Origin of the sequence: Bacillus sp. FSL K6-2819 (assembly GCF_038008305.1) — a bacterium.
Lineage (GTDB): Bacteria > Bacillota > Bacilli > Bacillales > Bacillaceae > Bacillus > Bacillus amyloliquefaciens.
On sequence record NZ_JBBOYV010000001.1, the window covers coordinates 2,118,385 to 2,139,235 of the forward strand.

Annotated in this window: 35 protein-coding genes and 4 pseudogenes; 5 read left to right on the forward strand and 34 right to left on the reverse strand. The window is 36.9% G+C overall.

The features are described from left to right. Positions 1-54: 54 nt before the first annotated feature. Positions 55-975, reverse strand: a pseudogene (gene pbuX, locus MHH91_RS10650) (xanthine permease PbuX); the annotation flags it as partial. 194 nt (positions 976-1,169) lie between these two features. After that, complete coding sequence (locus tag MHH91_RS10655) at positions 1,170-1,724, reverse strand: Holliday junction resolvase RecU (RefSeq protein ID WP_014471917.1); 555 nt, start codon at positions 1,722-1,724, stop codon at positions 1,170-1,172. 97 nt (positions 1,725-1,821) lie between these two features. Between MHH91_RS10655 and MHH91_RS10660 the strand changes: the two genes are divergently transcribed. Next, entirely contained in the window at positions 1,822-2,061 is a 240-nt protein-coding gene (locus MHH91_RS10660) for a helix-turn-helix domain-containing protein (RefSeq protein ID WP_041915545.1), read from the forward strand. Between the two features lie 394 nt (positions 2,062-2,455). Here MHH91_RS10660 and MHH91_RS10665 read toward each other — a convergent pair whose 3' ends face one another. From MHH91_RS10665 to MHH91_RS10690, 6 genes are read right to left on the reverse strand one after another with little or no spacing between them, the layout of a single operon-like run. Further along, complete coding sequence (locus MHH91_RS10665) at positions 2,456-2,626, reverse strand: hypothetical protein (protein WP_014471919.1); 171 nt, start codon at positions 2,624-2,626, stop codon at positions 2,456-2,458. Beyond that, positions 2,623-2,793: a hypothetical protein gene (locus MHH91_RS10670; RefSeq protein WP_041915546.1), complete on the reverse strand. Its 171-nt coding sequence runs from the start codon at positions 2,791-2,793 to the stop codon at positions 2,623-2,625. The genes MHH91_RS10665 and MHH91_RS10670 overlap by 4 nt, the downstream gene beginning before the upstream one ends. Continuing rightward, complete coding sequence (locus MHH91_RS10675; RefSeq protein ID WP_014471920.1) at positions 2,794-3,342, reverse strand: hypothetical protein; 549 nt, start codon at positions 3,340-3,342, stop codon at positions 2,794-2,796. Continuing rightward, positions 3,323-3,730, reverse strand: a complete 408-nt coding sequence (locus MHH91_RS10680; protein WP_041915547.1) for a hypothetical protein — start codon at positions 3,728-3,730, stop codon at positions 3,323-3,325. The genes MHH91_RS10675 and MHH91_RS10680 overlap by 20 nt, the downstream gene beginning before the upstream one ends. 37 nt (positions 3,731-3,767) lie before the next feature. Then, positions 3,768-4,022 (reverse strand): hypothetical protein, encoded by a 255-nt coding sequence (locus MHH91_RS10685; protein WP_014471921.1) that lies wholly within the window; start codon positions 4,020-4,022, stop codon positions 3,768-3,770. Positions 4,023-4,062: 40 nt separating this feature from the next. Continuing rightward, the gene (locus MHH91_RS10690; protein ID WP_014471922.1) at positions 4,063-4,893 is read right to left on the reverse strand and encodes a metallophosphoesterase family protein; all 831 of its coding nucleotides are present in this window, start codon (positions 4,891-4,893) and stop codon (positions 4,063-4,065) included. Positions 4,894-5,052: 159 nt separating this feature from the next. Between MHH91_RS10690 and MHH91_RS10695 the strand changes: the two genes are divergently transcribed. Further along, positions 5,053-5,265, forward strand: a complete 213-nt coding sequence (locus MHH91_RS10695; RefSeq protein WP_038458497.1) for an alpha/beta-type small acid-soluble spore protein — start codon at positions 5,053-5,055, stop codon at positions 5,263-5,265. Positions 5,266-5,292: 27 nt separating this feature from the next. Here the strand turns inward: MHH91_RS10695 and MHH91_RS10700 are convergent, their stop codons facing one another. The 9 genes from MHH91_RS10700 to MHH91_RS10740 all read right to left on the reverse strand — a co-directional run bounded on the left by MHH91_RS10700 (position 5,293) and on the right by MHH91_RS10740 (position 9,574). Next, positions 5,293-5,598: a hypothetical protein gene (locus MHH91_RS10700; RefSeq protein ID WP_014471923.1), complete on the reverse strand. Its 306-nt coding sequence runs from the start codon at positions 5,596-5,598 to the stop codon at positions 5,293-5,295. Positions 5,599-5,635: 37 nt separating this feature from the next. Further along, a complete protein-coding gene (locus tag MHH91_RS10705) occupies positions 5,636-5,767 on the reverse strand; it encodes a hypothetical protein (protein WP_014471924.1) in 132 nt (43 codons plus the stop codon). Further along, positions 5,764-6,069, reverse strand: coding sequence for a hypothetical protein (locus tag MHH91_RS10710; RefSeq protein WP_050807609.1), 306 nt, complete (start codon positions 6,067-6,069; stop codon positions 5,764-5,766). The genes MHH91_RS10705 and MHH91_RS10710 overlap by 4 nt, the downstream gene beginning before the upstream one ends. 70 nt (positions 6,070-6,139) lie before the next feature. After that, positions 6,140-6,694: a hypothetical protein gene (locus MHH91_RS10715; protein WP_050807610.1), complete on the reverse strand. Its 555-nt coding sequence runs from the start codon at positions 6,692-6,694 to the stop codon at positions 6,140-6,142. Next, positions 6,687-7,064, reverse strand: coding sequence for a hypothetical protein (locus MHH91_RS10720; RefSeq protein ID WP_041915548.1), 378 nt, complete (start codon positions 7,062-7,064; stop codon positions 6,687-6,689). The genes MHH91_RS10715 and MHH91_RS10720 overlap by 8 nt, the downstream gene beginning before the upstream one ends. Before the next feature lie 217 nt (positions 7,065-7,281). Then, positions 7,282-7,653: a hypothetical protein gene (locus tag MHH91_RS10725; protein WP_014471927.1), complete on the reverse strand. Its 372-nt coding sequence runs from the start codon at positions 7,651-7,653 to the stop codon at positions 7,282-7,284. A gap of 59 nt (positions 7,654-7,712) precedes the next feature. Continuing rightward, positions 7,713-8,099: a hypothetical protein gene (locus MHH91_RS10730; RefSeq protein ID WP_014471928.1), complete on the reverse strand. Its 387-nt coding sequence runs from the start codon at positions 8,097-8,099 to the stop codon at positions 7,713-7,715. 129 nt (positions 8,100-8,228) lie between these two features. Next, positions 8,229-8,735, reverse strand: a complete 507-nt coding sequence (locus MHH91_RS10735) for a dihydrofolate reductase (protein ID WP_014471929.1) — start codon at positions 8,733-8,735, stop codon at positions 8,229-8,231. Beyond that, a complete protein-coding gene (locus MHH91_RS10740; RefSeq protein WP_014471930.1) occupies positions 8,735-9,574 on the reverse strand; it encodes a thymidylate synthase in 840 nt (279 codons plus the stop codon). Before MHH91_RS10740 ends, MHH91_RS10735 begins: the two co-directional genes overlap by 1 nt. A gap of 70 nt (positions 9,575-9,644) precedes the next feature. Here MHH91_RS10740 and MHH91_RS10745 point away from each other — a divergent pair, with 70 nt between their 5' ends. Next, positions 9,645-10,253, forward strand: a complete 609-nt coding sequence (locus MHH91_RS10745) for a DUF1643 domain-containing protein (protein ID WP_041915549.1) — start codon at positions 9,645-9,647, stop codon at positions 10,251-10,253. Here MHH91_RS10745 and MHH91_RS10750 read toward each other — a convergent pair. From MHH91_RS10750 to MHH91_RS10760, 3 genes are all read right to left on the reverse strand, one after another. Further along, entirely contained in the window at positions 10,250-10,552 is a 303-nt protein-coding gene (locus MHH91_RS10750) for a hypothetical protein (RefSeq protein ID WP_237701432.1), read from the reverse strand. The two genes, MHH91_RS10745 and MHH91_RS10750, sit on opposite strands and share 4 nt — an antisense overlap. A gap of 154 nt (positions 10,553-10,706) precedes the next feature. Continuing rightward, complete coding sequence (locus tag MHH91_RS10755) at positions 10,707-11,006, reverse strand: hypothetical protein (RefSeq protein ID WP_014471932.1); 300 nt, start codon at positions 11,004-11,006, stop codon at positions 10,707-10,709. 158 nt (positions 11,007-11,164) lie between these two features. Continuing rightward, positions 11,165-11,563: a hypothetical protein gene (locus tag MHH91_RS10760; protein WP_014471934.1), complete on the reverse strand. Its 399-nt coding sequence runs from the start codon at positions 11,561-11,563 to the stop codon at positions 11,165-11,167. Positions 11,564-11,680: 117 nt separating this feature from the next. Here MHH91_RS10760 and MHH91_RS10765 point away from each other — a divergent pair, with 117 nt between their 5' ends. Further along, entirely contained in the window at positions 11,681-12,115 is a 435-nt protein-coding gene (locus MHH91_RS10765; RefSeq protein WP_014471935.1) for a hypothetical protein, read from the forward strand. 93 nt (positions 12,116-12,208) lie between these two features. Here MHH91_RS10765 and MHH91_RS10770 read toward each other — a convergent pair whose 3' ends face one another. From MHH91_RS10770 to nrdF, 5 genes are all read right to left on the reverse strand, one after another. Then, a complete protein-coding gene (locus MHH91_RS10770) occupies positions 12,209-12,637 on the reverse strand; it encodes a dUTP diphosphatase (RefSeq protein ID WP_014471936.1) in 429 nt (142 codons plus the stop codon). Positions 12,638-12,812: 175 nt separating this feature from the next. Next, positions 12,813-13,073 carry a hypothetical protein gene (locus tag MHH91_RS10775; RefSeq protein ID WP_014471937.1) on the reverse strand — a complete coding sequence of 87 codons (261 nt, stop codon included), beginning with the start codon at positions 13,071-13,073 and terminating at the stop codon, positions 12,813-12,815. A 42-nt stretch (positions 13,074-13,115) separates the two neighbouring features. Then, complete coding sequence (locus MHH91_RS10780) at positions 13,116-13,358, reverse strand: thioredoxin family protein (RefSeq protein ID WP_014471938.1); 243 nt, start codon at positions 13,356-13,358, stop codon at positions 13,116-13,118. A 24-nt stretch (positions 13,359-13,382) separates the two neighbouring features. Further along, positions 13,383-14,120, reverse strand: a complete 738-nt coding sequence (locus MHH91_RS10785) for a hypothetical protein (RefSeq protein WP_014471939.1) — start codon at positions 14,118-14,120, stop codon at positions 13,383-13,385. Further along, complete coding sequence (gene nrdF, locus MHH91_RS10790) at positions 14,110-15,078, reverse strand: class 1b ribonucleoside-diphosphate reductase subunit beta (protein WP_429625325.1); 969 nt, start codon at positions 15,076-15,078, stop codon at positions 14,110-14,112. Before nrdF ends, MHH91_RS10785 begins: the two co-directional genes overlap by 11 nt. A gap of 75 nt (positions 15,079-15,153) precedes the next feature. Between nrdF and MHH91_RS10795 the strand changes: the two genes are divergently transcribed. Beyond that, the gene (locus MHH91_RS10795) at positions 15,154-15,492 is read left to right on the forward strand and encodes a hypothetical protein (RefSeq protein WP_041481780.1); all 339 of its coding nucleotides are present in this window, start codon (positions 15,154-15,156) and stop codon (positions 15,490-15,492) included. Here the strand turns inward: MHH91_RS10795 and MHH91_RS10800 are convergent. The 9 genes and pseudogenes from MHH91_RS10800 to MHH91_RS10840 form a co-directional block, all read right to left on the reverse strand. Further along, positions 15,476-16,432 (reverse strand): annotated as a pseudogene (locus tag MHH91_RS10800) (ribonucleotide-diphosphate reductase subunit alpha); the annotation flags it as partial. The gene MHH91_RS10795 and the pseudogene MHH91_RS10800 overlap by 17 nt on opposite strands. Positions 16,433-16,709: 277 nt before the next feature. After that, positions 16,710-17,072: a hypothetical protein gene (locus MHH91_RS10805; RefSeq protein WP_041915552.1), complete on the reverse strand. Its 363-nt coding sequence runs from the start codon at positions 17,070-17,072 to the stop codon at positions 16,710-16,712. Between the two features lie 61 nt (positions 17,073-17,133). After that, a complete protein-coding gene (locus MHH91_RS10810) occupies positions 17,134-17,865 on the reverse strand; it encodes an NUMOD3 domain-containing DNA-binding protein (RefSeq protein ID WP_014471941.1) in 732 nt (243 codons plus the stop codon). A 149-nt stretch (positions 17,866-18,014) separates the two neighbouring features. Next, a complete protein-coding gene (locus MHH91_RS10815) occupies positions 18,015-18,095 on the reverse strand; it encodes a hypothetical protein (RefSeq protein ID WP_340978685.1) in 81 nt (26 codons plus the stop codon). Positions 18,096-18,236: 141 nt separating this feature from the next. Then, the gene (locus MHH91_RS10820) at positions 18,237-18,920 is read right to left on the reverse strand and encodes an HNH endonuclease (protein ID WP_014471942.1); all 684 of its coding nucleotides are present in this window, start codon (positions 18,918-18,920) and stop codon (positions 18,237-18,239) included. Positions 18,921-19,026: 106 nt separating this feature from the next. Then, positions 19,027-19,746: pseudogene (locus MHH91_RS10825) on the reverse strand (ribonucleotide reductase N-terminal alpha domain-containing protein); the annotation flags it as partial. Continuing rightward, complete coding sequence (nrdI, locus tag MHH91_RS10830) at positions 19,709-20,104, reverse strand: class Ib ribonucleoside-diphosphate reductase assembly flavoprotein NrdI (RefSeq protein ID WP_014470230.1); 396 nt, start codon at positions 20,102-20,104, stop codon at positions 19,709-19,711. The gene nrdI and the pseudogene MHH91_RS10825, both read right to left, overlap by 38 nt. After that, positions 20,104-20,457: a hypothetical protein gene (locus MHH91_RS10835; protein WP_014471944.1), complete on the reverse strand. Its 354-nt coding sequence runs from the start codon at positions 20,455-20,457 to the stop codon at positions 20,104-20,106. Before MHH91_RS10835 ends, nrdI begins: the two co-directional genes overlap by 1 nt. Before the next feature lie 255 nt (positions 20,458-20,712). Then, positions 20,713-20,841: pseudogene (locus MHH91_RS10840) on the reverse strand (hypothetical protein); the annotation flags it as partial. Positions 20,842-20,851: the final 10 nt, after the last annotated feature.

Genomic DNA, 20,851 nt, shown 5'->3' on the forward strand with positions numbered 1-20,851 from the left:
GGATTTCATAAAGAAATATTATTAAAATGTTATTTTTTTAAGAAAAACGGGTGACTAACCCTCTTGAACCCTTGTCACATCAAGGGTTTTTTTCGTTTTAGGAATCATATTATAAACAATATTCAAGAGCACGGCGGTAAAGCTGCCGGCGACGATTCCGTTTGTGGTCAGTAGATTTAGGTAAGACGGCAGATGCTTAAACATATCGGGAACGACGGTTACACCGAGTCCCAATCCGACCGAACACGCGACGATCAGAAGGTTTTCCTGCTTTTTAAAGTCAATGTGGCTAAGCATTTTAATGCCGTAAGAAATGACCATGCCAAACATAGCTACCATCGCGCCGCCCAGCACCGAAGATGGGATGATTGTCGTGAAGGCTGCGATTTTCGGAAAAAGGCCGAATAGCATTAAGAGTACGCCCGTGACTCCGATGACCGCGTTTTTCTTAATTCCCGTCAGCTGTACGAGCCCCACGTTTTGGGAATAGGCCGTGTACGGAAACGCGTTGAAAATGCCGCTAATGAATACCGCCAGCCCCTCCGCGCGGTAGCCTTTTGCTAAATCGCGTTCAGACAGGCGCCGGTTTGTCAGATCACCGAGAGCGAAATAGACGCCGGTTGATTCAACAAGACTGACAATGGCAACGATGGACATCGTAATAATCGGTGCCGCATGAAATGTAGGCGTCCCGAAGTAAAACGGTTTAATCATCTGAATGGCGTCAGCGTTCGCCACATTGTCAAATTGCACTTTTCCCATAAAATAAGCGATAGCCGTCCCGATGACAATACCGATTAAAATCGAAATGGATTTCAAGAACCCTTTTGTAAACCGGTAAAGCAGCACAATGATGACAAGCACCGTAAATCCGAGAGCAAGGTTAGCCGGATCACCGAAATCCTTGCTCCCTTCCCCGCCGGCAATGTGATTCATCGCAACCGGCATCAAGGTCATTCCGATAATCGTTACAAGCATTATTGTTTAAGTACAACAAAAAGAGCCGGCTTAATGGCTCTTTTCTTTTGCTAATAAATTAGACATTACTTCATTCACTTTTAGATTCACTTTCTTAATTGCATCAGCCGATGGTTGATTCATGCTTTCAATCGTTATACGATATTTTTCTATTTCAAACGATTGCTTTGACGATGATTTAACGAATTCACTCATACAGCGCTCACACTCTGCTGTTCTTTTTTAATCAAATCATCGCAAAGCTTGTTCAAGTAATATGTATAGTTAACTTTTTTCTTCATCGAACGGACTTCTGTGCCGATCTCTTCACATATGGAGATCGGGATACTGGATTTGTTTACTTTATTCCTATATGTATGTTTCAATTGTTTTTCAGCTATGTTCTTATATGTAAGGAAATCATTAATATGTACGAAATAAACTTTGTTTTCCGGCTCTCTAAACTGAAATAGAAAACCAGGAATTATGTTTGGATATTGCGCTGCCTCTTTTAAGTGTTTAATCTGTTGTGGCTTGATGATCTTTTCACTGAAGGATACAGACTTGTTCTTTGTTGATTTAAGTTCAAAAGGAAATAAGCATCCTTTAAAGTGCAGGAAGCAATCGTATTTGTTTTTTGATACAGCTGCTCCCCTTTTCAAAAACATTGGGTTAACATCTTTAATTCTATAGAAGAACAGCTTTTGATCTGCAGCTGATTTTTCTATATTTGCTTCAAAAACCTTGCCTTGGTTTGTACCTCCCAATCAATCACTCTCCTAAAATATTGAAACCAAAATTGATATTAAAATAAACCTTTGTTACACTGTTTTATGTTAATTAATATTGAAAGAAGTGTACGAAATGAAGCAATGGACACCCCTACGCCCTCGTTTAAATGAATTAATGTTTGAATATGACCTCACAGTTGATGACCTTTTCAAACGCACAGGATATCCGAGACAACGTATCCACGATTATATAAGTGGAGCCAAAGCAAATATGAATTTAGCTACAGGCATGACTTTTGCTGATGCCATTGGTTGCTCAATTGAAGAGCTGTACGAATGGAACCATGAAGCAAGAAGAAAAGTTAAATCTTAATTCCTTTTCGAGCCCATCTGATTTCCTGCATCAATTCTTCCTTATTATCCGAAAGGTTGATTAGGTTACGGTGGGCTCTTTCGTATTCTTTGTTCTCGAGAGCTTCTTTCACCGTACCCATTTGTCTTTCCATTTTGTTGAACAGTATTTGAATTGTTTTATGTTCTTCAGCTATTATCCTCCACCTCTAATCATCTAATTTTATTTTTACTCTAAATAGAAGACCGATTTTATTTAGAATTCTCTGTTCTTGAAAATGTCACGATAAGTAAGTCCAGAAATCCCACGATCCTTTTTCGTTTGTTCATTGGCTTCTTTCCAATCATTTTCAGTTAAATTGGAAAACTTATTTTTAGATAGCTTAGGTTTCTTGACTGCTTTAAGTTTAATAAAACTAACCCCCTAAAAATTCTTTAATTTTATTTATGTCATCGGTATTCAAACAAATCGACACTTTCTTACTGTACTTCTTGTCTTCAATAGTCATTAAAACATGGTCTCTTCCTTTCTCGAAAATAACTTTATCTTCTTTAGGAAAAGTACGACATTTAAAAACTTTTTTCATTGAAACAATCCTCCCCAAATTACTCCAGCAGCAACTGCTACAATAATCATTGAAATAAACTTAGCTATTCCAACCCATACCATCAACTTCATATTGCCTTCTGAATCCCAATCACCTAACACAACTAGACCAAATGCAATTAACAAAACCCAAGCTGTTACAATCATCTACTTAGAACCTCTTTCGACTGTGTAACCACTAGTAATGTCATTTAAGATCGTGCTGCTTGGGGACAGCTTTTCACTCTCAATATCTTTATTTTTAGTGTAATTAATGAAATCCTCGAACTGGATCAAATACACTCCGTAAGCTGTGTTATTCAATCTTTCAATGGTATCTTCACTAGGTTTAGAAAACCAGCTGTCAGTACCTTGGCCATACACTTCAAAAATCTGAATTATCTCGTCCTTATACTCAAAGTAAGCCAGTTTATTTTCAAGTTCACATTCCTCATCAACTGGATTTCCTACATGATTTGTCGCATATTCCATCATTGAAGTAAGCATGTAGCCTAATTCAATGTCCGAGAAACTTAACTGTGGTTTAGGTGTTCCATAATAAATATCTGCTTCATTTAGTGATCCTCTTTGGTTCACTTCTTTAATGATCTCTTCGATAGCTGTGTAGCCTTCATGAATGATGAATTCCCTACGTTCCTCATCTCTTCGTTTATACTCCTCTAATAAACTTGTTACCTTAAACTCTGTATTCTTCATCTAATTCCTCCTTGTATGAACCGATTATTTCTGGTATCCGTTGAAAGAAAGTAATAATGCAATCCCTAGCATCATGTGGGTATTCGCAATCAATTTCGGCACCTGATATGTAAATATCATATTGGATGCTGCATATCAGGTGAGGATTATAGGGTAGCTCGTATTGTAAATACCTCTTCAAATTAGGTAACTGCTCATTGACAAACTTCAAGAATTTCTTTTCATACTCTGGAACCTGTTCATATAATTTTTTTACATGTTCTTCAATTGTGTCGGCTTGCACTTTGTAGAGATTCTCGAACAGTGCTTTGTTGATATCCATAAGTTCACTTAAAGCCTTGACAGCTTTCTCATCTCCGCTAAGGGTAACTCCCCACCATTTATCCAAATGCACTTAATCATCCTTTCTATATAGAATCAACATTTTATTCATTCTCCGAAAATTGCCTATTAAAAAGTTCAATCGCTCTATCATAGGTTGCTAATTGTGCGATGTGTTTGTCAATATTAGTGCCATTTCCCTGTAATCCATCCGAGATATATAATTGCTGATTGTTTTTTAACTTTGATTCTAAATTATCTAACATGTTACGAATACTTGAAATTTGATTTTCTAATCGCAGTTTAGCCTGTTCTCTTTCTGATTCAAGTATAATTAAGTTTCTATTTTCTTTTGTCATATTATATTATTCTCCTTCAGTATAAAATTAGAATTTCATTTCATTTGATTTCAAATGTCTTCAGTTCAAACGTTTTATACGTATCAACTTGCTTACCTGGTATCTCATTTACTCTAGGATACATATCATAGTCATATGGATATCCAATGCAGTTCATGTGAAAGCTCGTTCCTTCTTTATAAAACTCAGCTTGTAAATGATCGTGTCCACAAACCCAATGTTCAGCATTAATAAATGGCAAATCGACCATATAGCAGCTGTTAGGCTCAAACGGAGAATAAGGATTGTGAACAGGTGGGACATGAGATACAAATACATCAATATCAGAGTTTTCAAGAGTGTCATACCAGTCCATTGATTCTTTCCACATTGCTCGTACCCCATCTTCTTTGCTGTATCCATTAAGGCTGATATAGTTTGAATCATTAGAGACACCTTTGAAGAAATCCCATCCTTCATTTCCTTTTGGAAGATACCACATAACATCTCCTGCAAAGACTTTCCCTTTGTATGTATCCGTAGACTTTATTAATGGAGTGACATTATTGATGTCTGTAGCCTTCTGAATTAAATCATTCACCCTTCCCAGTGAATCGGAATATTTTCGTTGCTGATTTTTACTGAGTAAATAAAGATCATGATTACCATATGTGAAGTAAACCTTTTCATACTGCTTTGCTACTTCATCAAGTACCCACAGTGTCTGTTGATTCCACTCAGTAAAGTCACCGGCAATGATTAATACCTCACCATTTCCATTCGATATTAACCTTCTAACAATCTCCCTTGTTCGCTTTTCCCACTTGATTTGGTTATTGTTCCAAGGGATCCAGTGATTAATATGCAGATCTGAAACATAATCAATTTTCATTTTATCCCCCTTCTTTGTTTAAGTACGTGTTAACTCATGCTCCATGACCAATTGACATTTAAATCACCTCACTTCAAATTTAATGTGTATATTTTCAAAACATCTCCACACAATACAATTGTACAAACTTGTTTACATACTACTTTAGGAGATGATCATATGGCTAAACAAAACAGATCAAACAACAGCAATGAATTACTTGTGCCTCAAGCTGCTGGTGCTCTTGAACAAATGAAGTATGAAATTGCTTCTGAGTTCGGTGTGAACTTAGGGCCTGAGACAACAAGTAGAGCAAACGGATCAGTAGGTGGAGAGATCACAAAACGTTTAGTACGTTTAGCTCAACAAAGTATGAATGGCCAATTTCATTAATGTATGAGGGGTTAATCCCCTCTATTTTTATACTCCTTTCCCAAACCCGAACACCCAGATCATCTCTTCTCTCAACCATTTATAAATTTTTTCTCTGACCTCTGTGTCATGCCATCCCCACTCTTCTGCTAACAAATGAATATCTTTCGGCAGGTGTTTATGTATTTGAACAATAGATGCTGGGTCTGGTTTTTTGCCATAATAATCATAATAACAATCGAAAATCTGGTCGTACGCATCTTCGTCTATCCATAAATAATGACAAACAGCACATCCTGAAATTCCCTTTGGACAAGGTGTTTTAATCCTATACCTGCCATTGATTTTCTCCATAGCTCACTATCCTTCTCTTTAAAATACAGATTTTATATTAATTTAAAAGTGATCGTTTTCTTTTATCACTGCCTTTCACTCTTGTTTTTTCAAACATTCCGTCGTAAGTCCAATCATATCCGCTATACTTTTTAAACACCGTCGTCTTCAGGCGGCTATGATACGTCACTCACCGCCCGCCTCTTCGCGTGAGTCGTCGATGATTTTATAGCCGTATTTACGCGCATCTTTCAAGTATATTGCTGCACCGCCGGAAAAAGGCGGCCAACTGTCGTCTTCAATAACTAGTGCTTTGTGAACCCCGCTATCATCCGATATAAAATCGCCCACACGAACCTCAGTCGGCTGCGGAGCGTTCAAGTATTCGTCAGGCACCGCCAAGCCTAGCGCACGTCTTAGCGCGATTGCTTTACCAATGTGAACGTTGAAACAGTCGGATGGTGCGGCTTTGGCGATTCCTTTCGACTTCACTGTGCCCCTTCCTACCGATTTAAGGAGAGCGACAACAGTACTTTTCTTTTTATTAATAACGAACTCTACGTTACAGACAATGCTTCGGTAAAAATATCGTAATTCTCCATAGAATGTCCCAATATGATCCGCCAATAACGATATCTCCAAAACGAGATTTATAACCGAAATATTTATCGTCCTTCTTTTCAAATACCGTATTCGCATTATTGATTACCGTTTGATTTACGTTTTCCATTCCTATCTCCTCCTCGTTTTTAACTTCGCTATTGACGATAACTTCGTATTCCCTTGCTATTACAAAATTAGAGTGTTCTTTCACGGTAATCGTACCGTAGATGTCTACTACTCTTCGTACCGTGCAGATATCGCCAGTCTTATAGTCGCCTGATGACGATAGTCCTTCTGTGATTAACACTCGCTCGTCGGTTTTGGGGCGACGATTTTCAGTGATGATAAGCTCAGCATCCTCTTTTCGAATATACAACGCCCTATCCGGACTATCGACCTTATACGCGTTCTCCCACGTTCCTAACGATGGGAAAATTCGACCTATCTTATCTGCATACCATAACGATCTATAGGACGCCTTCTTAATCCTCACATACTCTTTCGTTTCAACCATTACGCAACCACCTCTCAGCCGTCTTAATCGCGATTTCTGCGTGCTCAATCGTCAATGGTACCGTGTTTTCGTCGGTCATAAATAGTGCGTTACCGACCTTTCCACGCTCTTTGTACCACATCATTACGATATAGCCTCCGTAATCGTTGTAAGTATCCGACGCATAATTATCACTTAAAGGTACGTATCCTATTGATCCGCAAGAATCATCATCACGGTCAGAATGTCCGAGTTCCTCCGATAATCTGCGCAGTTTACCCATCGTTGCGCACGCCCAGTTATCCGGCGAAAACACGCCATTTTCAAATGCACATATCGGATCGGAGCCTTCCCACGTTTTTCCGCGTTCCTCACATAAACGACATACCATTACGCAATCCCTCCCGAAATTTTTATAAAAAATCGAACACACATTCGTATTTATGTGGTACAATATACCTGAGTTACCGAAAGGAGGTTCGATTCATGAAAATATCAACCGAAGATAAAGTAGTTATCGCTCTTACAGCGGCATTTGTTTTCGCATTCAGAAAGCCTATTTTCGCTCTTCTTGGACGCTAATTCTTGGCGTCCAGCCGCCGGGCGCACTAGAACCACGCATCATCCTCGCCGCTCTTCTCATCTCCTCCACTTTCAATTAAATTAATTTGATTCTCAATTTCCTCAATAAATCTCTCTAAAGCTTCTTCATCAACCAATACTTGTCCATGATGGACTTTGATGATTTCTTTCATTCGGTCATCCATATTTCTAAATTCTTCTGCTTGTTGCACAGTAAACATTACTCTGTATTTCTTTATGTATAAAAGAAAATCTTTAAGTACTCCGATCTCCCCAATTTTGTGGAGATTGGAATCTTCTTGTTCCACTTCTAGCCGGAGTAAAGATGCTTCCTTTTCTAAAACATCAATTTCAAGCTGTTTTTTCTTTGACAACAATTCTCGCTCTTTTTGTTGCAATCAATCACCTCCTTATAAGGATTCAATATGTATTCACAGTATGAATGTGGATTATGTCTTTAAACCGATTCATACTTTAAATGCTTGTTTTTCTTTTTGCTAATTCTATACTCTGCAATTTTCAGTGATTCAAGAGTCCATCCATTATTGTTTAAGCTTCCGAAAAGTGTGTTCAATAATTGGAGCTCTTGTTTTAAGCTTCTTCGCTTTCTCAATATCTTTTGACCTTTTAACGAAAGATGATATCCCTCTGAAGCATTAAATTTTGCCTCTTCTAACTTGTGATAAAATTCATTGAGCTCTTTATCAACTTTCCCCAGCTCTTTATCAACTTTCCCCAGCTCTTTATAAAGGTTATCAATTTCATTTTGAAGTCGTTGTTTAGTCTCCTCAATTGCAACAAGAGGTTTGGAAATGGAAACAAGATAATCTTTTGCAGTTTTCATATCGTCACTCCTATATATTATTTTATTTTTATTCTTAAAGTATGTAAAAAAAAGACAAGCTTTTAACTTGTCTTTATCTTATCATTCAACTTCTCAAAAGTCTATAACTATTTTATTTTTATCCTTAAATTATTTTGAGTAAGTCACAAATGAATAATTAAATGTGGTATTGTTGTCTACTTTTTTGTGATCCTTTTCAATTACTCTCCAATCGTCATTTAACCTGGGAAAATATGAATCTGCCTTCTCAGCAACTGAATCAACAATCGTCAAATAAACCTTATCAGCATGTGGTAAGAATGCCTCGTATATAGCGCCTCCTCCAATTACCATTACTTCTTCATTTGTATCCAGTTGACCACGTATAAGCTTCAACACATCGTCAACCGAATGATAAACGAATGAAGAGTGATCAGGCTTGAAATCCTTATTTTTAGTCAGTATGATATTCCTTCGGTTCTGAAGTGGTTTTCCTGTAATGTTTACGATTGATTCGTATGTAAGCCTTCCCTGTATACACAGCTTTCCTGTAGTGAGTTCTTTAAAACGTTTCATGTCTTCAGGAATATTGTACAGCAAATTATTCTCATACCCGATGGCCATTGATTTGTCGCAGCAAGCAATAAGAGATAGCATTATACTGCTACCTCAAAGTAAAGCTTGTCTCCATGTTTATAATTAATCAATTTGAAATCATCAATTGTGAAATCATAAAAGTCTTTTACGTTTGGATTGATCCATAGTTCAGGTGCTTCATATTGCTCTCTGTCCATTTGAATTTTTAAATTGTCTATATGACGAGTGTACACGTGACAGTCTCCAATATTGAAGATATACTCACCTAGCTCATATCCAGTAACTTGAGCAATCATACGCTGCAATACATTGTACTGGAATACATTAAACGGATTCCCGAGCGCGAGATCATTACTGCGACAGAAAACTTCTAAATGCAACTTCCCGCCTTTTACAAGCCATTGAGTGCCATAAACACAGGGCGTCAATGCCATAGAGTCTAATTCATCAGGATTCCAAAGCGTTGTAATATGTCTGCGTGATGATGGATTATTTTTCAACTGATGAATAAGATAGTCAACCTGGTCAACTTTCTCACCGTTTAGCATTCTGTTCTTCTTACCAAGCTGATATCCATATGCTTTGCCGATCGTACCGTCTTCTTGTTTCCATTGATCCCAAATATGTACGCCCATCTTGTTTAACTCATTAACATCATTTGATTTACATTGCCATATCCAAAGCAGTTCCTTGATTGCCGTTTTCCAGGCGACTTTTTTAGTCGTTAAAATTGGTATTTCGGAATTATCAAACCGCATTTGTTTACTGATTACACTTAGTGTATGTGCTGGTGTTCCATCTGTATCCCACTTGGTTCTGACATCGAATTCTTCGTCTGATGCCCCATTATTAATAATGTCATTTATGATTGTGTTGTACTGCATATCAAATTGACTCATAATTTCCTTCCTTTCAATTCCATCGTTTGGTAAAATATTCTTGCCTACATAATGGAAAGAGGTGATCTTTTTGTCTATTTACAAATACAAGCCAGCAGTGGTTAAAGAAGTACTGGACTGTAAAACTGAAAGATTAACAGACTCAATTGAAGCAAGATATTGTTTATCAATAAAGCTTAACAATAATTTAGATTCTTCATATGTGTTTATTATGTTAAATCCAAGTATTGCTGACAAAGAAGTATCCGACCTCACTATAACTAAGTTGTGTAATTTTAGCCACTCATTAAATGAAGTTGGATCCATTCATATTGTCAATCTCTATCCTTTTTACGAAACAAATTCAGCGGAATTATCCTCAATAATTCATAAGCTTCAAAAAGAGAACAGGAGCCTGTATGAAGCTACCGTTAAGACTAATCATCAAATTATAGCCAATTTAGCCAAAGAATCTAAAAAGGTAATCTTTGCTTGGGGTGATTGTCCAAAACGATTCGATAAACGAAGTTTTAATAAACAATGCCAAAATGTTAAACAGCTCCTAAAAGGAATAAATAAAGACGAGGCATTTGTTATCAAAACCCATTACAACAGGCTTCTCACAGTTAAGAATTCGCCAAGACATCCCTCTAGACCTGGACTTAAATGGCTCGAACCGTTTCATGAATTAGACGCTTAAATGAAACGACCAATAATAAAGTTAATCACGAAGATAATATTACCGCAAACAAATAGCATGTACACAAACTTGTTTTGTTTATTGTTTGAGTCACCTTCCAAAACATCAAGAATTTTAAACATTGTTAAACCGGTATAGATTAAAGCAAAGGCTGTCCAAGCTAACATTAGCAAGTTACCGTGCGTGATCAGTCCAATAGTAGCCAAGGGGATAATGAACGAAATCCCCTTGAACAATGTAATGGCATATACTAAGTTCTTATTTTTCTTCAGTTCTTTATACGGTGAGTTAGAAAGCATATGCGTAACTTTAGCGTATACGTTCTGATCTCCTCGTGTAATTAATCTAATTTCATTAATATTTAGTGCAAATAAGTATGCTGCAAGTAATAACGTAAAGTATGTAATTCTAATACATCCCCTTATTTTATTTTTATTCTATAAATAACTAAAACTAATCAAACAACTCTCCAGCTCTCTTCATGTCTTTGATGTCTTCACTAACACTTTCTTTGATTGTCTGAGGTAGCTGGTCAATTCCTCGTTGTATTCTTTTCTGACCTGTATTTCTTATATGTAAAGTTAATTCTTTAAACCCTTCCATTGATTCATCTGAAATTAAATCAAACTGATGTTGAATCTTAGCTAGTAAGCTTATATGTTCTTCTTCATCCTCGCTGAATAATTGGAGGCCTTGTTTAAGATTTTCTATTTCTTTTAGATGGGCTTTTATTTTCTCTATGTGTTTATCCATGATTGCTAAACCTTTCAACAATTTCTAAAACTTCAGCGAGCTTATCTGTTAGCTGTCTTCCCAGGTCTGTTTTTTGTTTCTGATCGAGTTTGTTCATTTTTCCTTTGCCCCTTTTTGCTTTAATTTGATTCTGTCTCATATAATCAATGGAATTTTATCTAAAACACATAGTTGCACACAACTGGGATTGAGACTGCAGTTTTCTGCTTAGCTCTATAAAAATCATTCACCAGCTCAATGTCACCAACTACATAGCTAATGTCTCTAAGTTCTTCGATTTTTTTATCAACCGGAAAAGTGTTTGGACAGTATGTTTTTCGATTTATCAATTTAATTAGAGCTTCTTCAATGGTTTGAATTTCAAATAACAGAGTCCCATCATGTGTGCTATTTGCAGTCAGTTTATAATCAAATTCTTCGTTAACACTTTCATCATAAGACACATGTCCAAGCTTAAGATTTTTTAAGTCTCCATGATAATCATCTAAATAACCGCTTCTTTTAAAAAAGAAGGCAATCTGTTCATTTGGATTTAAGTATTCTGTCCGTTTATTCATGTTTTTCCTCCTTATTGTTTTAGATAAAAGTCTTCTTTTATTTAGCCCTTTTTCCTGATTACTGGTATAATATACTTGTCTTAAAATTCTCAATATACGAAAAGGTGGTAATATTTAATGAGCATTACTCAACATCCTATTATTCAAGGTTCCATTAAAAATGTAGGTTTCCATAGCAAGAGCGAGTTTACCTACACATATGAAATGGACAAGGAAATTCTTCATGTTTATGACAACTTAAAACATAAAAGCACATCTGCCATCAATTGCATTGAAGAAGTTGTTTCGTTGCTAAAAGAAACACTTCAACCAAATAAAACTGGTGTTAGTAGAATTTTAGAAGTAATTAAAAATGCAATCTCACCTACTTCTCCATTTAAGAAGGTCATTATTTATACGGAGATGGATGAATTTGCATCAAACTATACCAATAAAGGTCAGCAAGTTAATATTTCCGCATATATTCCCGAGCAAAAAGACTTTAATGGCTGGGAGGATTCAGAGCTTTACCAATTGTATTGCGATAATGCCAAACAAGAAGCAAAATCTTAATCTTAATAACAGGGTAATTTATAAAGAGTCCTGACTGCGACCCTCCACTGGATAGACATACATCATTAGACCTCAGTCAGGACTTGACTTGTATTACTTAGTTCCAGTCGATCCGTGCCCACCGCGATCATCGTTACCTAGATGATCTACCTCTATCAATTCAACTTCAGGCATCTTCTTCATAATTCTGAACTGACAGATACGATCCCCTTTTTTAATTTCTGTATCCCGTAATGCATAAGCCGGAAAGAACCAGAAATCATTGTCTCCCTTGTAGGACTCATCAATAATACCCATTGAGTTTGTTTCAATAATGCCGAAGTTTTTAAATGTGCTTGAACGAGGGACGACATGGGCCTCATATCCTTCTGGCAGCTCCATTGCCACTCCTAACGGAATAAGTTTAAATTCGTCCTTTTTGATGGCTACATCTTCAGCTGCTCGAAGATCAATCCAATCCCCTTTCTCAATTTTGCTAATTCTCGTTTGAGTTTCGTCTAGATATTTGATTTTAATTTGCATTATGTATTAACTCCTTTAGTTTTTAATGTATGCACGTACCTGTATTACCTTCTTCAGTTAAACAAACAGCTCATTATTGTTCGAACTTTGCCATCAACTCTTCATATAGTTTACGATCATTTTCTTCTTTCTCTTTGAGATACTTTTCTCTTTCCGCCTCTTGCTTCTTTTTTAACTAATTTTCATACTCTTCCCACTCTGTTTCATCGATCACACCTTTTTCATGTAATTCTCTTTTCAGAGGGTGTAAGATCTTCTTTGCTTCATGCGGGTATAAAATCCTTGTCTCATAGCCATCATCCCAGTCATCTTGTTGACAAGCCATAAACACGCCTCCATCCTTAGTAATAATTGTTGTTTGTTCACAAAACTGATTTGCCCAAACATAAGAAACTTCTTTTCCAATTAATCCTTCTTGAGTTTCAATGAAATACATTTATTAGCTCCTTTAAATTTAAGTTTGTTTAAAATTACCCTTTTATCGTAATTCCTTTAATAACAAATCAAGTTCATTGGGCTTAAAACCAATACTTCGGTTTACTTCTTCTCCTTGATCATTCAGCAAAATGGTTACCGGTACTCCCATAACACCAAATCTAGCTGCCACTTCTGGTTCCTGTGTAACGTCAACTGTCTCAAATTGAATATTTGCTTGTTCTAAGTAATTGGACACCATTTTACATGGATTGCAATTAGGCTGCTCTAATTTAATTACTCTCATTATACTGATACCTCCTCAAAGTACTTAAGCACTTTTATTTTTCCAATTAGATTTCTTAATTAGTTTAAAAGTCCAGCCATTGTAGTTCGAGCGCTCCCCTCGTAAGCATTTCTGTATTATTGCACGGTGCAAGCCGAACTTTTTAGAAAAAGGTCGAAGGCCCTCTACTCGTATAATTTCACCATCAGGGGATTTGGCCATAAAGTGCAAACAAGCATTCGTTAAATCTCGATATGCATTATTGATTTCCCTGGTGACAAAGCAACAAGTTTCTAGGGAATAAATCTTTTGACTTTTCGGTATTCTTTGTTGTTTCATGTCTTTATCAAGAAAGAGTTTTCGCTTATTGAAAAGATCCTCATCATATCCCTCTATCTTTGAAACATCTTCTAGAAAATTCTTAAAACAATGCCATCTCTCACAAACTCTAATCCCTGAACCGCCATAGTTAGAATACTGTGGGCAACTGACATCGTAACACCGTTCTAGCATCCCCTTCCAAACGGAGTATACATTCTTCACATCTACCATCTTTACATCACCAAGATACCCTACTCCGAACACTGAGCGCTCATATCGGTCTTTTATTTTTCCACGTTTAATTTCAATCTTTTCTACGTCCCGTTCGTATCCGGTCTTTATGAATCGTATTCTAAATAATTTTGTTCCATTTTTCTTTTGTCCATTTGTCCGTAGAACCTTATATTTCTGACCATGATTATTCGAGAACACGCTCCCGATCAGATCTTTTTCAATCCTCAAAATAAAAATCCTCATTTTTTAAGGCTTCAGCAGTAGCCTTCCTGTAAGAATTCCCTTTTTGACTAAAGAAGTCCATAGACTTGGTTTTTGTACTCAATCCGTTCAACACTACTGGATTAATTTCTTCTTCATGGAAATAGTGGTCGAATCCCAGATTATTTAAGGCTTTATTTGCGTTATAGCGAATAAACTTTTTTACATCATGAGTTAGCCCAACTGGATCATATAAATCTGTTGTATAATCAAGCTCGTTTTCATATAAGTCGAGCAGCAAATCAATAGTCCATTTATACAGCTCTTTTTTCTTGATTTCAGTTTGTTTGCTATAGATTTCCTGAGCCAGTAATCCAGTGTATACGCCGTGCAGTGCCTCGTCACGGATAATAAGGTTGACTATTTCTCCGCTATTCATTAGCTTCCCTTGTCCGTAGAAATATAACGGATAATAGAAACCGCTGTAGAAAAGGAAGCTTTCCAGATAGACGGAAGCAACCATCGCTTTAAACAGCGAAATCTCATCATCTTTTTTTATGGCGCGGTACAGTCCGACGACGGTGTGGGCTTTTTTCTGCAAGTATTTATTCTGCTTCACCCATTCAAAGACTTCATTGATCTGCTCGGTTGGAGCCAAAGTTAGAAAGATGTTGCTGTAAGACTTCGCATGGACAGCGTTTTCCATCATGGCCATAAAGTTTAATACTGCTTTTCTTTGATGTCCCTCAACGTGCTCGGCCACAATCGGCATGCCCGTGTTCCCCTGCTCTGTGTCTAATAAGGTAAGCCCAGCTAAAACTTTCATATAAGTATCTTGTTCCTTTGTTCCAAGATACTTCCAAGTGAGAAGATCGCCGTTTAATGCGATCTCTTCCGGAAGCCAAAACTGCTTTACGTTTTGGTTGTAAAACATTTGGGTGAAATCATCTTCATGCTTTGACCAGTTTGCTGCTGTATACTGAATTTTTTTATTAATGAGATTTTCCTCCCCTGTTATTTGCTATAATTATCATAAATAAAATGAAAAGAGGTTTTTGTATTGTTTATTTCTGGAGCTCTACCTTCTGAAACTCCTTGCGGTAATACTGTTATTTATCCAATTAAAATTGACTCTATGAACATCCAAGAGAAAAAATCTATTATTTTTATGATTCATTGCTTTGAGTCTGCCAAGTCGTATCTTGTTAAGCCAAAACCTAGAAACGGTTCTCGCGTTGGTCTTGAATATATAAAAAAAGGAGATCCTAACACTATTGCAAACGAATACGCTAAGTTACCTTGGCCAGAATTTGAGATAAACGATGATAATGGAACATTCACCTATAAAGTAGCTCCTTCAGATGAAGAGCGAGACTCATTCTTTAAACAACGCAACTAAGACACCCTTCTTGAGTCGTATCCTTTGTTCTTGCATAATACAGTGTTTTAATTCCTTTATGATGAGCGTAGAGATCTATTCTATTTAGGTCTCTTGTCGTCATCGTATCCTTTAAGAACAACGTAAAAGAAATTCCTTGGTCGACGTGCTGCTGAATTGTTGCAATAAGATCAACTACCTTAAACATATCCATGTCGTATGCTTCCTTATAAAAGAACCAATTCTGAGCCGATAAACCTGGCATTGGATAATATGTCTTACTGTTTCCGTATGTACGTTCCTCAATTCTCTCCATAATAGGCATTACACCGGCCGTAGATGATTGAACATATGAGATGCTTCCTGTAGGTGCAACAGCTTGCCTATACGAATGATACAACCCATATTTCATAACATCCTCTTTAAGCTTCATCCAATCTTCAATGTTAGGAATATGTTGATCTCCAAACAGGCTTTTAACCTTTTCATATTTAGGGCTATAATCAATTGTCACGTACTTATCAAAATACTCGCCTGATTTGTAAGTTGATCCGTGAAACTTGTAGTACGTCTCCCCTGTTTCTTTTGCAATTTCCATTGAACGTTGCAGGGAGTAGAAGTTAACCATCATAAAGTATGTATTTGCAAAGTCCTTAGCTTCTTCACTTTCATAAGCAATTTTATTTTGAGCTAAAAAACCATGTAGATTCATCTGCCCAAGACCAATTGATCGCATTAGTGTATTTGCTCTCGCAACTGCTGGAGCATTTACAATGTTTGTTTTCCTTGTGACAGTTGTCAGTGAGTCAATTGCTATTCTGACTGTTGAAGCAATTGATTGATTACTCATTACATTTACAATGTTCATTGAGCCAAGATTACAAGAGATATCTAAGCCAATTTCATCTACCTGATCGTAATCTGTATAAACTGACACTTGTGACGCTTGGAGCACCTCTGACTTTAATATTCAACGAAAGGCGCAACACTCTCGTCCGTTCTCTTATGAACTGCTTACGATCACTCGTAAGAATAGACTATATCATCGACCTATAAGGCCGCCCGCCGTTTCCATCGCCATATGCTTGCGATGTACTCTACTCCCTTACGCGTATACGTGGTTTCGATAGTCGTTCGGCATTTCCGCAAGGTGCGGTTTAGCACGGTATTGTCTATTGAATAGAGTTTCACCGTTTAGACGGGTTTGCTACGATCATTGCTGACCGAAGGTGCTACAGTTAACACAAATTAGAAAACTTCACTTTTGAAATATGTTCATTTGGATGCACTTTATTTACATTGTCAGCAAACATGATATAAGGATAGCCAGATTCGCTTCTTAGAATGGCCAATTGCTCCAACAACTTTCGAGCATTGCCCTTTGTTTTCCTAACTTTAGGGTTTTCAACAAGCTCATCATACATTTTGTTGATATCCATCTCATCAAGATACTGCCCATATTCTTTGTAAACTGAATGAGGATAGAGCATGTAAAAATCCTTATCTTCTCTTGCCAATTCAATAAATTTATCAGGAAGCACTACACCAATAGACAGTGTTTTAACTCGAACATCTTCATCTGCTGAGATTTTTTTGGTCAACTATCCCCCTATTTCTAAGGGGGCTGGACTATATCTTCATCTTAGTAAGATGCTTTGCGCTTCAACCGGCGCTAATCTCCGGCTTACAATTAGTCTCTACACCTTCCGAGCACCTGTAATAATTTTTGAATTTGGGGTTGTTTACACGACTATTTATTGTGTTTCTACTAATATTTAGTCGCCTACCTGCTTCTGACATAGAATGATAGTAAACTCCGTCTACAATAATCCCGACCCTATTTCCGTTGTTAAGACTAAGCTTAAGACAAGTTTCTTTTGTCTTCTTTCTTCCCTTACGAGATAAAGACATTTTTTGCTTAGTTTCCTCAGTGTGCTTCCTTCCATCAAAACGCTTCTTTATTTTGCTCCGCATTTTCTCCATATGTTCAGGCTTGTCGTACCAATAATTTTTTTTCCCTGAATTAATTTTGGATGAGTTACGTCTAACTTTCTCTGAATGAGTCTTCCCAAACATAGGATTTTTTTCTCCCTTGTAAGACATTCCAAATGCATTGTCATAAAGATTGTATAACTGTTCTTTTTCAGAATTGGATAGGAATTCTTGTTCTTTTTTATATAGATCAAAACGATTTATGCAATCAGAGTGATACAAAACTTCAAATCGAAAATTATTCTCTCCATATGTATTAAAGTCTTCTTGTAATGGCTTATTGTGATGTGAACCAGCTTTTAGTAATCCTAAATGCGCTGTCTTCCTTTTCCTGAAATTTGCGCTACTTCCTATGTAGAACTTGTCGTTTTTAATATTTCTTATTTTATATACAGCCTTCAATGTTTCACCTCCTTTCGTGCTCGGCTTGGCACGGGATTGCCACCACCATTATGTGCTGAGGTTCCCCCGTTAGCCCTGAATCAGGACACCGCTTTTGCTTGCGTTCACAAAGTTTTCACTGCCATATTGCTATAACAGGCGACTACCAATTAATCGAGAAAATCAATAATATCTGGATGGAATACATTTAGATAAGCTGCTCCAGACCCTTGCCTTTGCAGACCATTCAGACGTGTTCGCTAAGCACGCCTCGCCATACGGCTGCTTCATGTTACCATGAAGGTTAGACTATATCTTCACCCTCTAAGGGTGCCTCCTGTTTCGACTGCCAATAGCTTGCAGCCTACGCCTTTCGGCTAGTCGTTGCACGTTCAAGACGTTTGATCTAAGTGTTTCCACTTTTGCCGCAAACAGATTTTTTTAATGATTGTTTTACTCGCATATGTATGTATTTCAGAGAGTTCTTTAATGGACTTACCACTTTTAAAATCATTTAAAATTGACAGTGCTTGAATTTCAGTAATTTTAGCCTTTGGGCTTTTTTCTCCAATCAAAAGCAGTTCATGTTTTAAAGCATGCTGAGCATTTCCTTTTGGTGTAACCCACTCTAAATTTGAGAGCTTTGGATTCGCTTTGTTACCGTCGATATGATTTACATAAGGCAAATTTTCAGGATTAGGTATAAAATTGAGTGCAACTAACCTATGTACTCGTTTACCAACCTGCTTACCTTCCTTATATAAGGTCACTTTTACATATCCTTCACCATCAATCTTAGTCTTTAAAACAGTGTTCTTTTTCAAATTAATCACTCTGCTATGATTTGTAATCCCGTACCCAGGGAAATCAGGAATTGGAGTAACTATCTCTCCCTTCATTAAAACAAAGGGAATTTGTGTTTTCCTTAGCCCCATCTTTATTGCACGGTGATTAATTGCTTCTCTGGAAACGCCCAATTTTTCTCCTATTTCTTTTGCAGTCATTGAACTATAATTTTCGCGAATAAAATTCTCATCAATATCTAACTTGTTATGCGGTCGTCTTGCTTCGCTCATGATTGTCCCCCTTTATTTTGGCTTGTGATTGACCCAAACCATCTGAGGAGTTCCCATGAATTAAAGAGGTTTTCGATCGCCATTTCTGACGAAAGGGGCCAAATCAACCCATTTGGTCAGCGTAGCGGAACGCATTATCCAATAGTTTCATAACACCTACGACGCCTTTAGTTGCATTCTCTACGTCTTTAATTGCTTCACCCTTGGCTCTTAGTTTGTTTAGGTTCAATGCAACACCGCCGCCCAATTTAGACAGCTGCATGGAAATATCGATCGTTCTTGAAATGTCGTTTAAACTGTCTCCCACTTCAAGCAAGAAACAGCTCACCATTTCGCCTCTTCGCTTACGTCCCGCATTAAGAAAAGTAGGTGTTGCCGGTTGATACTCTTGTTTCATCATTGCGTGTACTTCCTCAATAGCCTTATCGTAATCACCATCTGCACAATACAAAGCTACAATTGAGACGCGATCCTCATATCTCTCCAGGATCTTTGTTTTATCGTTTGTCTTCAATGCATAGTCATTGTAGAACTTAAATGCACTCATGAAAGAAGGGAACCTGAATTTGTAACTGTAAGCAATTTTAAAAATCGATTTAATCTGCTCAAATGTGTATTCACTTAAGAATTCTTCTTCGTAATAATCATTTTTAATCAGATAATCCAGTTTCTCTTTTAAATCATGGAAAAAGACTGTATTTTGATTAATGTAATCAACAAAGTAACTGTGCACGGCCTCCTTATCCTTCTCAAATTGAAACTTACCGTCTTTCTGAATCATGATCTCATTATTGAGTTTGATCCACTTTGGTATTGTGTTTGTCAATAAGTTGTACCTCCCGATTAATCTTCTGCAAATCTTGTTTTGTTCCGCTTAGTTCAAACTTTAATAACAATGGTACGTGGAACATTGCTGAAAGCTTGTCCCCAGCTAAACCATAGTTATCACCCCAAACCTTGTTACCACTCACCGCAACTCCTTTTATTTTATTTTTATTCTTATTGATAAAACTCAAAGTCCTTTCAGGTACTTCCCCAAAGCCTATCGTATATGTAATATGTATGAACTCTTGAGTGATGATCGTATCATCAGTTATTTCAATTGCCTCAATGTCTAACTCTTGTTGCAACGCTTTTACAAACCTTCTTACATTGCCAGTTTTACTCTCATATGTAATGATCACTAATCGTTATAGGCTCCTGTAATTAATCTTGTAGTTGCACATTCAGCTTCATTTTCAACATGATTAAATACTTCTGATATCTCACGATTAATGTCGCCCATTTCCATGTAGCCCTGTGCCATACTTTCATATAAGGAACTCTTCTTAACTGGAACGTAATCATCTAGATTCTTTTCTAATTCAACAAATTGATTTCCCTGTTGGTCAGTTGCAATAATCTCTCCTTTTAATACAGGAAAAGATTGCCCATCAGCTAAATGAATATGAGTGTTCTCATCGGCTATTGTAAAGCTAATAATGTTCTTCTTTTTTACATATTGTTGAGTTGGATCAATACGTCTAGCTGCCCCCATTTTACATCTCCTTATTTTTTAATTTCATTTTGAATAAAGCTGTGATTTTATTTAAACTAAAACCAAAACATTGTTTTTGATGTACTTGTCTATTTCTGATTTTGTATAAGTAAGAGTACTGTCGGTTGTAGTGTCAGTTATTTCGAATTGTTCAGTATTATGATTCATTCTTGCTGTGTATACAGTATTGCTGACTACAGCAATAGCTTCTTCTGATAGCTTAAATTTAAATTCGTTTAAATCAGCTACTTCATCAATCTCTCTTACCTCATGCGGTACTCCGCTTTCTTCTTGAGCGTACACAGCATCTTTATGAGCCTCAATAGCATCATCATAAGTGCCAACAAGTGTTCCCATGCAATAAAGTCCGTGTTTTTTATTCATTGTCATCATC

Excerpts from the sequence above, each read along its gene's own strand:
- MHH91_RS10770 (WP_014471936.1), bottom strand. The coding sequence starts at position 12,637 with ATGCAAATTAAAATCAAATATCTAGACGAAACTCAAACGAGAATTAGC.
- MHH91_RS10720 (WP_041915548.1), bottom strand. The coding sequence starts at position 7,064 with ATGGTATGTCGTTTATGTGAGGAACGCGGAAAAACGTGGGAAGGCTCC.
- MHH91_RS10660 (WP_041915545.1), top strand. The coding sequence starts at position 1,822 with ATGAAGCAATGGACACCCCTACGCCCTCGTTTAAATGAATTAATGTTT.
- MHH91_RS10700 (WP_014471923.1), bottom strand. The coding sequence starts at position 5,598 with ATGGAGAAAATCAATGGCAGGTATAGGATTAAAACACCTTGTCCAAAG.
- MHH91_RS10755 (WP_014471932.1), bottom strand. The coding sequence starts at position 11,006 with ATGGATAAACACATAGAGAAAATAAAAGCCCATCTAAAAGAAATAGAA.
- MHH91_RS10695 (WP_038458497.1), top strand. The coding sequence starts at position 5,053 with ATGGCTAAACAAAACAGATCAAACAACAGCAATGAATTACTTGTGCCT.
- MHH91_RS10685 (WP_014471921.1), bottom strand. The coding sequence starts at position 4,022 with ATGACAAAAGAAAATAGAAACTTAATTATACTTGAATCAGAAAGAGAA.
- MHH91_RS10775 (WP_014471937.1), bottom strand. The coding sequence starts at position 13,073 with ATGTATTTCATTGAAACTCAAGAAGGATTAATTGGAAAAGAAGTTTCT.
- MHH91_RS10820 (WP_014471942.1), bottom strand. The coding sequence starts at position 18,920 with ATGAGCGAAGCAAGACGACCGCATAACAAGTTAGATATTGATGAGAAT.
- MHH91_RS10690 (WP_014471922.1), bottom strand. The coding sequence starts at position 4,893 with ATGAAAATTGATTATGTTTCAGATCTGCATATTAATCACTGGATCCCT.
- MHH91_RS10780 (WP_014471938.1), bottom strand. The coding sequence starts at position 13,358 with ATGAGAGTAATTAAATTAGAGCAGCCTAATTGCAATCCATGTAAAATG.
- MHH91_RS10670 (WP_041915546.1), bottom strand. The coding sequence starts at position 2,793 with ATGATTGTAACAGCTTGGGTTTTGTTAATTGCATTTGGTCTAGTTGTG.
- MHH91_RS10835 (WP_014471944.1), bottom strand. The coding sequence starts at position 20,457 with ATGGGGGCAGCTAGACGTATTGATCCAACTCAACAATATGTAAAAAAG.
- MHH91_RS10760 (WP_014471934.1), bottom strand. The coding sequence starts at position 11,563 with ATGAATAAACGGACAGAATACTTAAATCCAAATGAACAGATTGCCTTC.
- MHH91_RS10715 (WP_050807610.1), bottom strand. The coding sequence starts at position 6,694 with ATGGTTGAAACGAAAGAGTATGTGAGGATTAAGAAGGCGTCCTATAGA.
- MHH91_RS10740 (WP_014471930.1), bottom strand. The coding sequence starts at position 9,574 with ATGAGTCAATTTGATATGCAGTACAACACAATCATAAATGACATTATT.
- MHH91_RS10765 (WP_014471935.1), top strand. The coding sequence starts at position 11,681 with ATGAGCATTACTCAACATCCTATTATTCAAGGTTCCATTAAAAATGTA.
- MHH91_RS10735 (WP_014471929.1), bottom strand. The coding sequence starts at position 8,735 with ATGCTATCTCTTATTGCTTGCTGCGACAAATCAATGGCCATCGGGTAT.
- MHH91_RS10665 (WP_014471919.1), bottom strand. The coding sequence starts at position 2,626 with ATGAAAAAAGTTTTTAAATGTCGTACTTTTCCTAAAGAAGATAAAGTT.
- MHH91_RS10750 (WP_237701432.1), bottom strand. The coding sequence starts at position 10,552 with ATGCTTTCTAACTCACCGTATAAAGAACTGAAGAAAAATAAGAACTTA.
- MHH91_RS10730 (WP_014471928.1), bottom strand. The coding sequence starts at position 8,099 with ATGAAAACTGCAAAAGATTATCTTGTTTCCATTTCCAAACCTCTTGTT.
- MHH91_RS10675 (WP_014471920.1), bottom strand. The coding sequence starts at position 3,342 with ATGAAGAATACAGAGTTTAAGGTAACAAGTTTATTAGAGGAGTATAAA.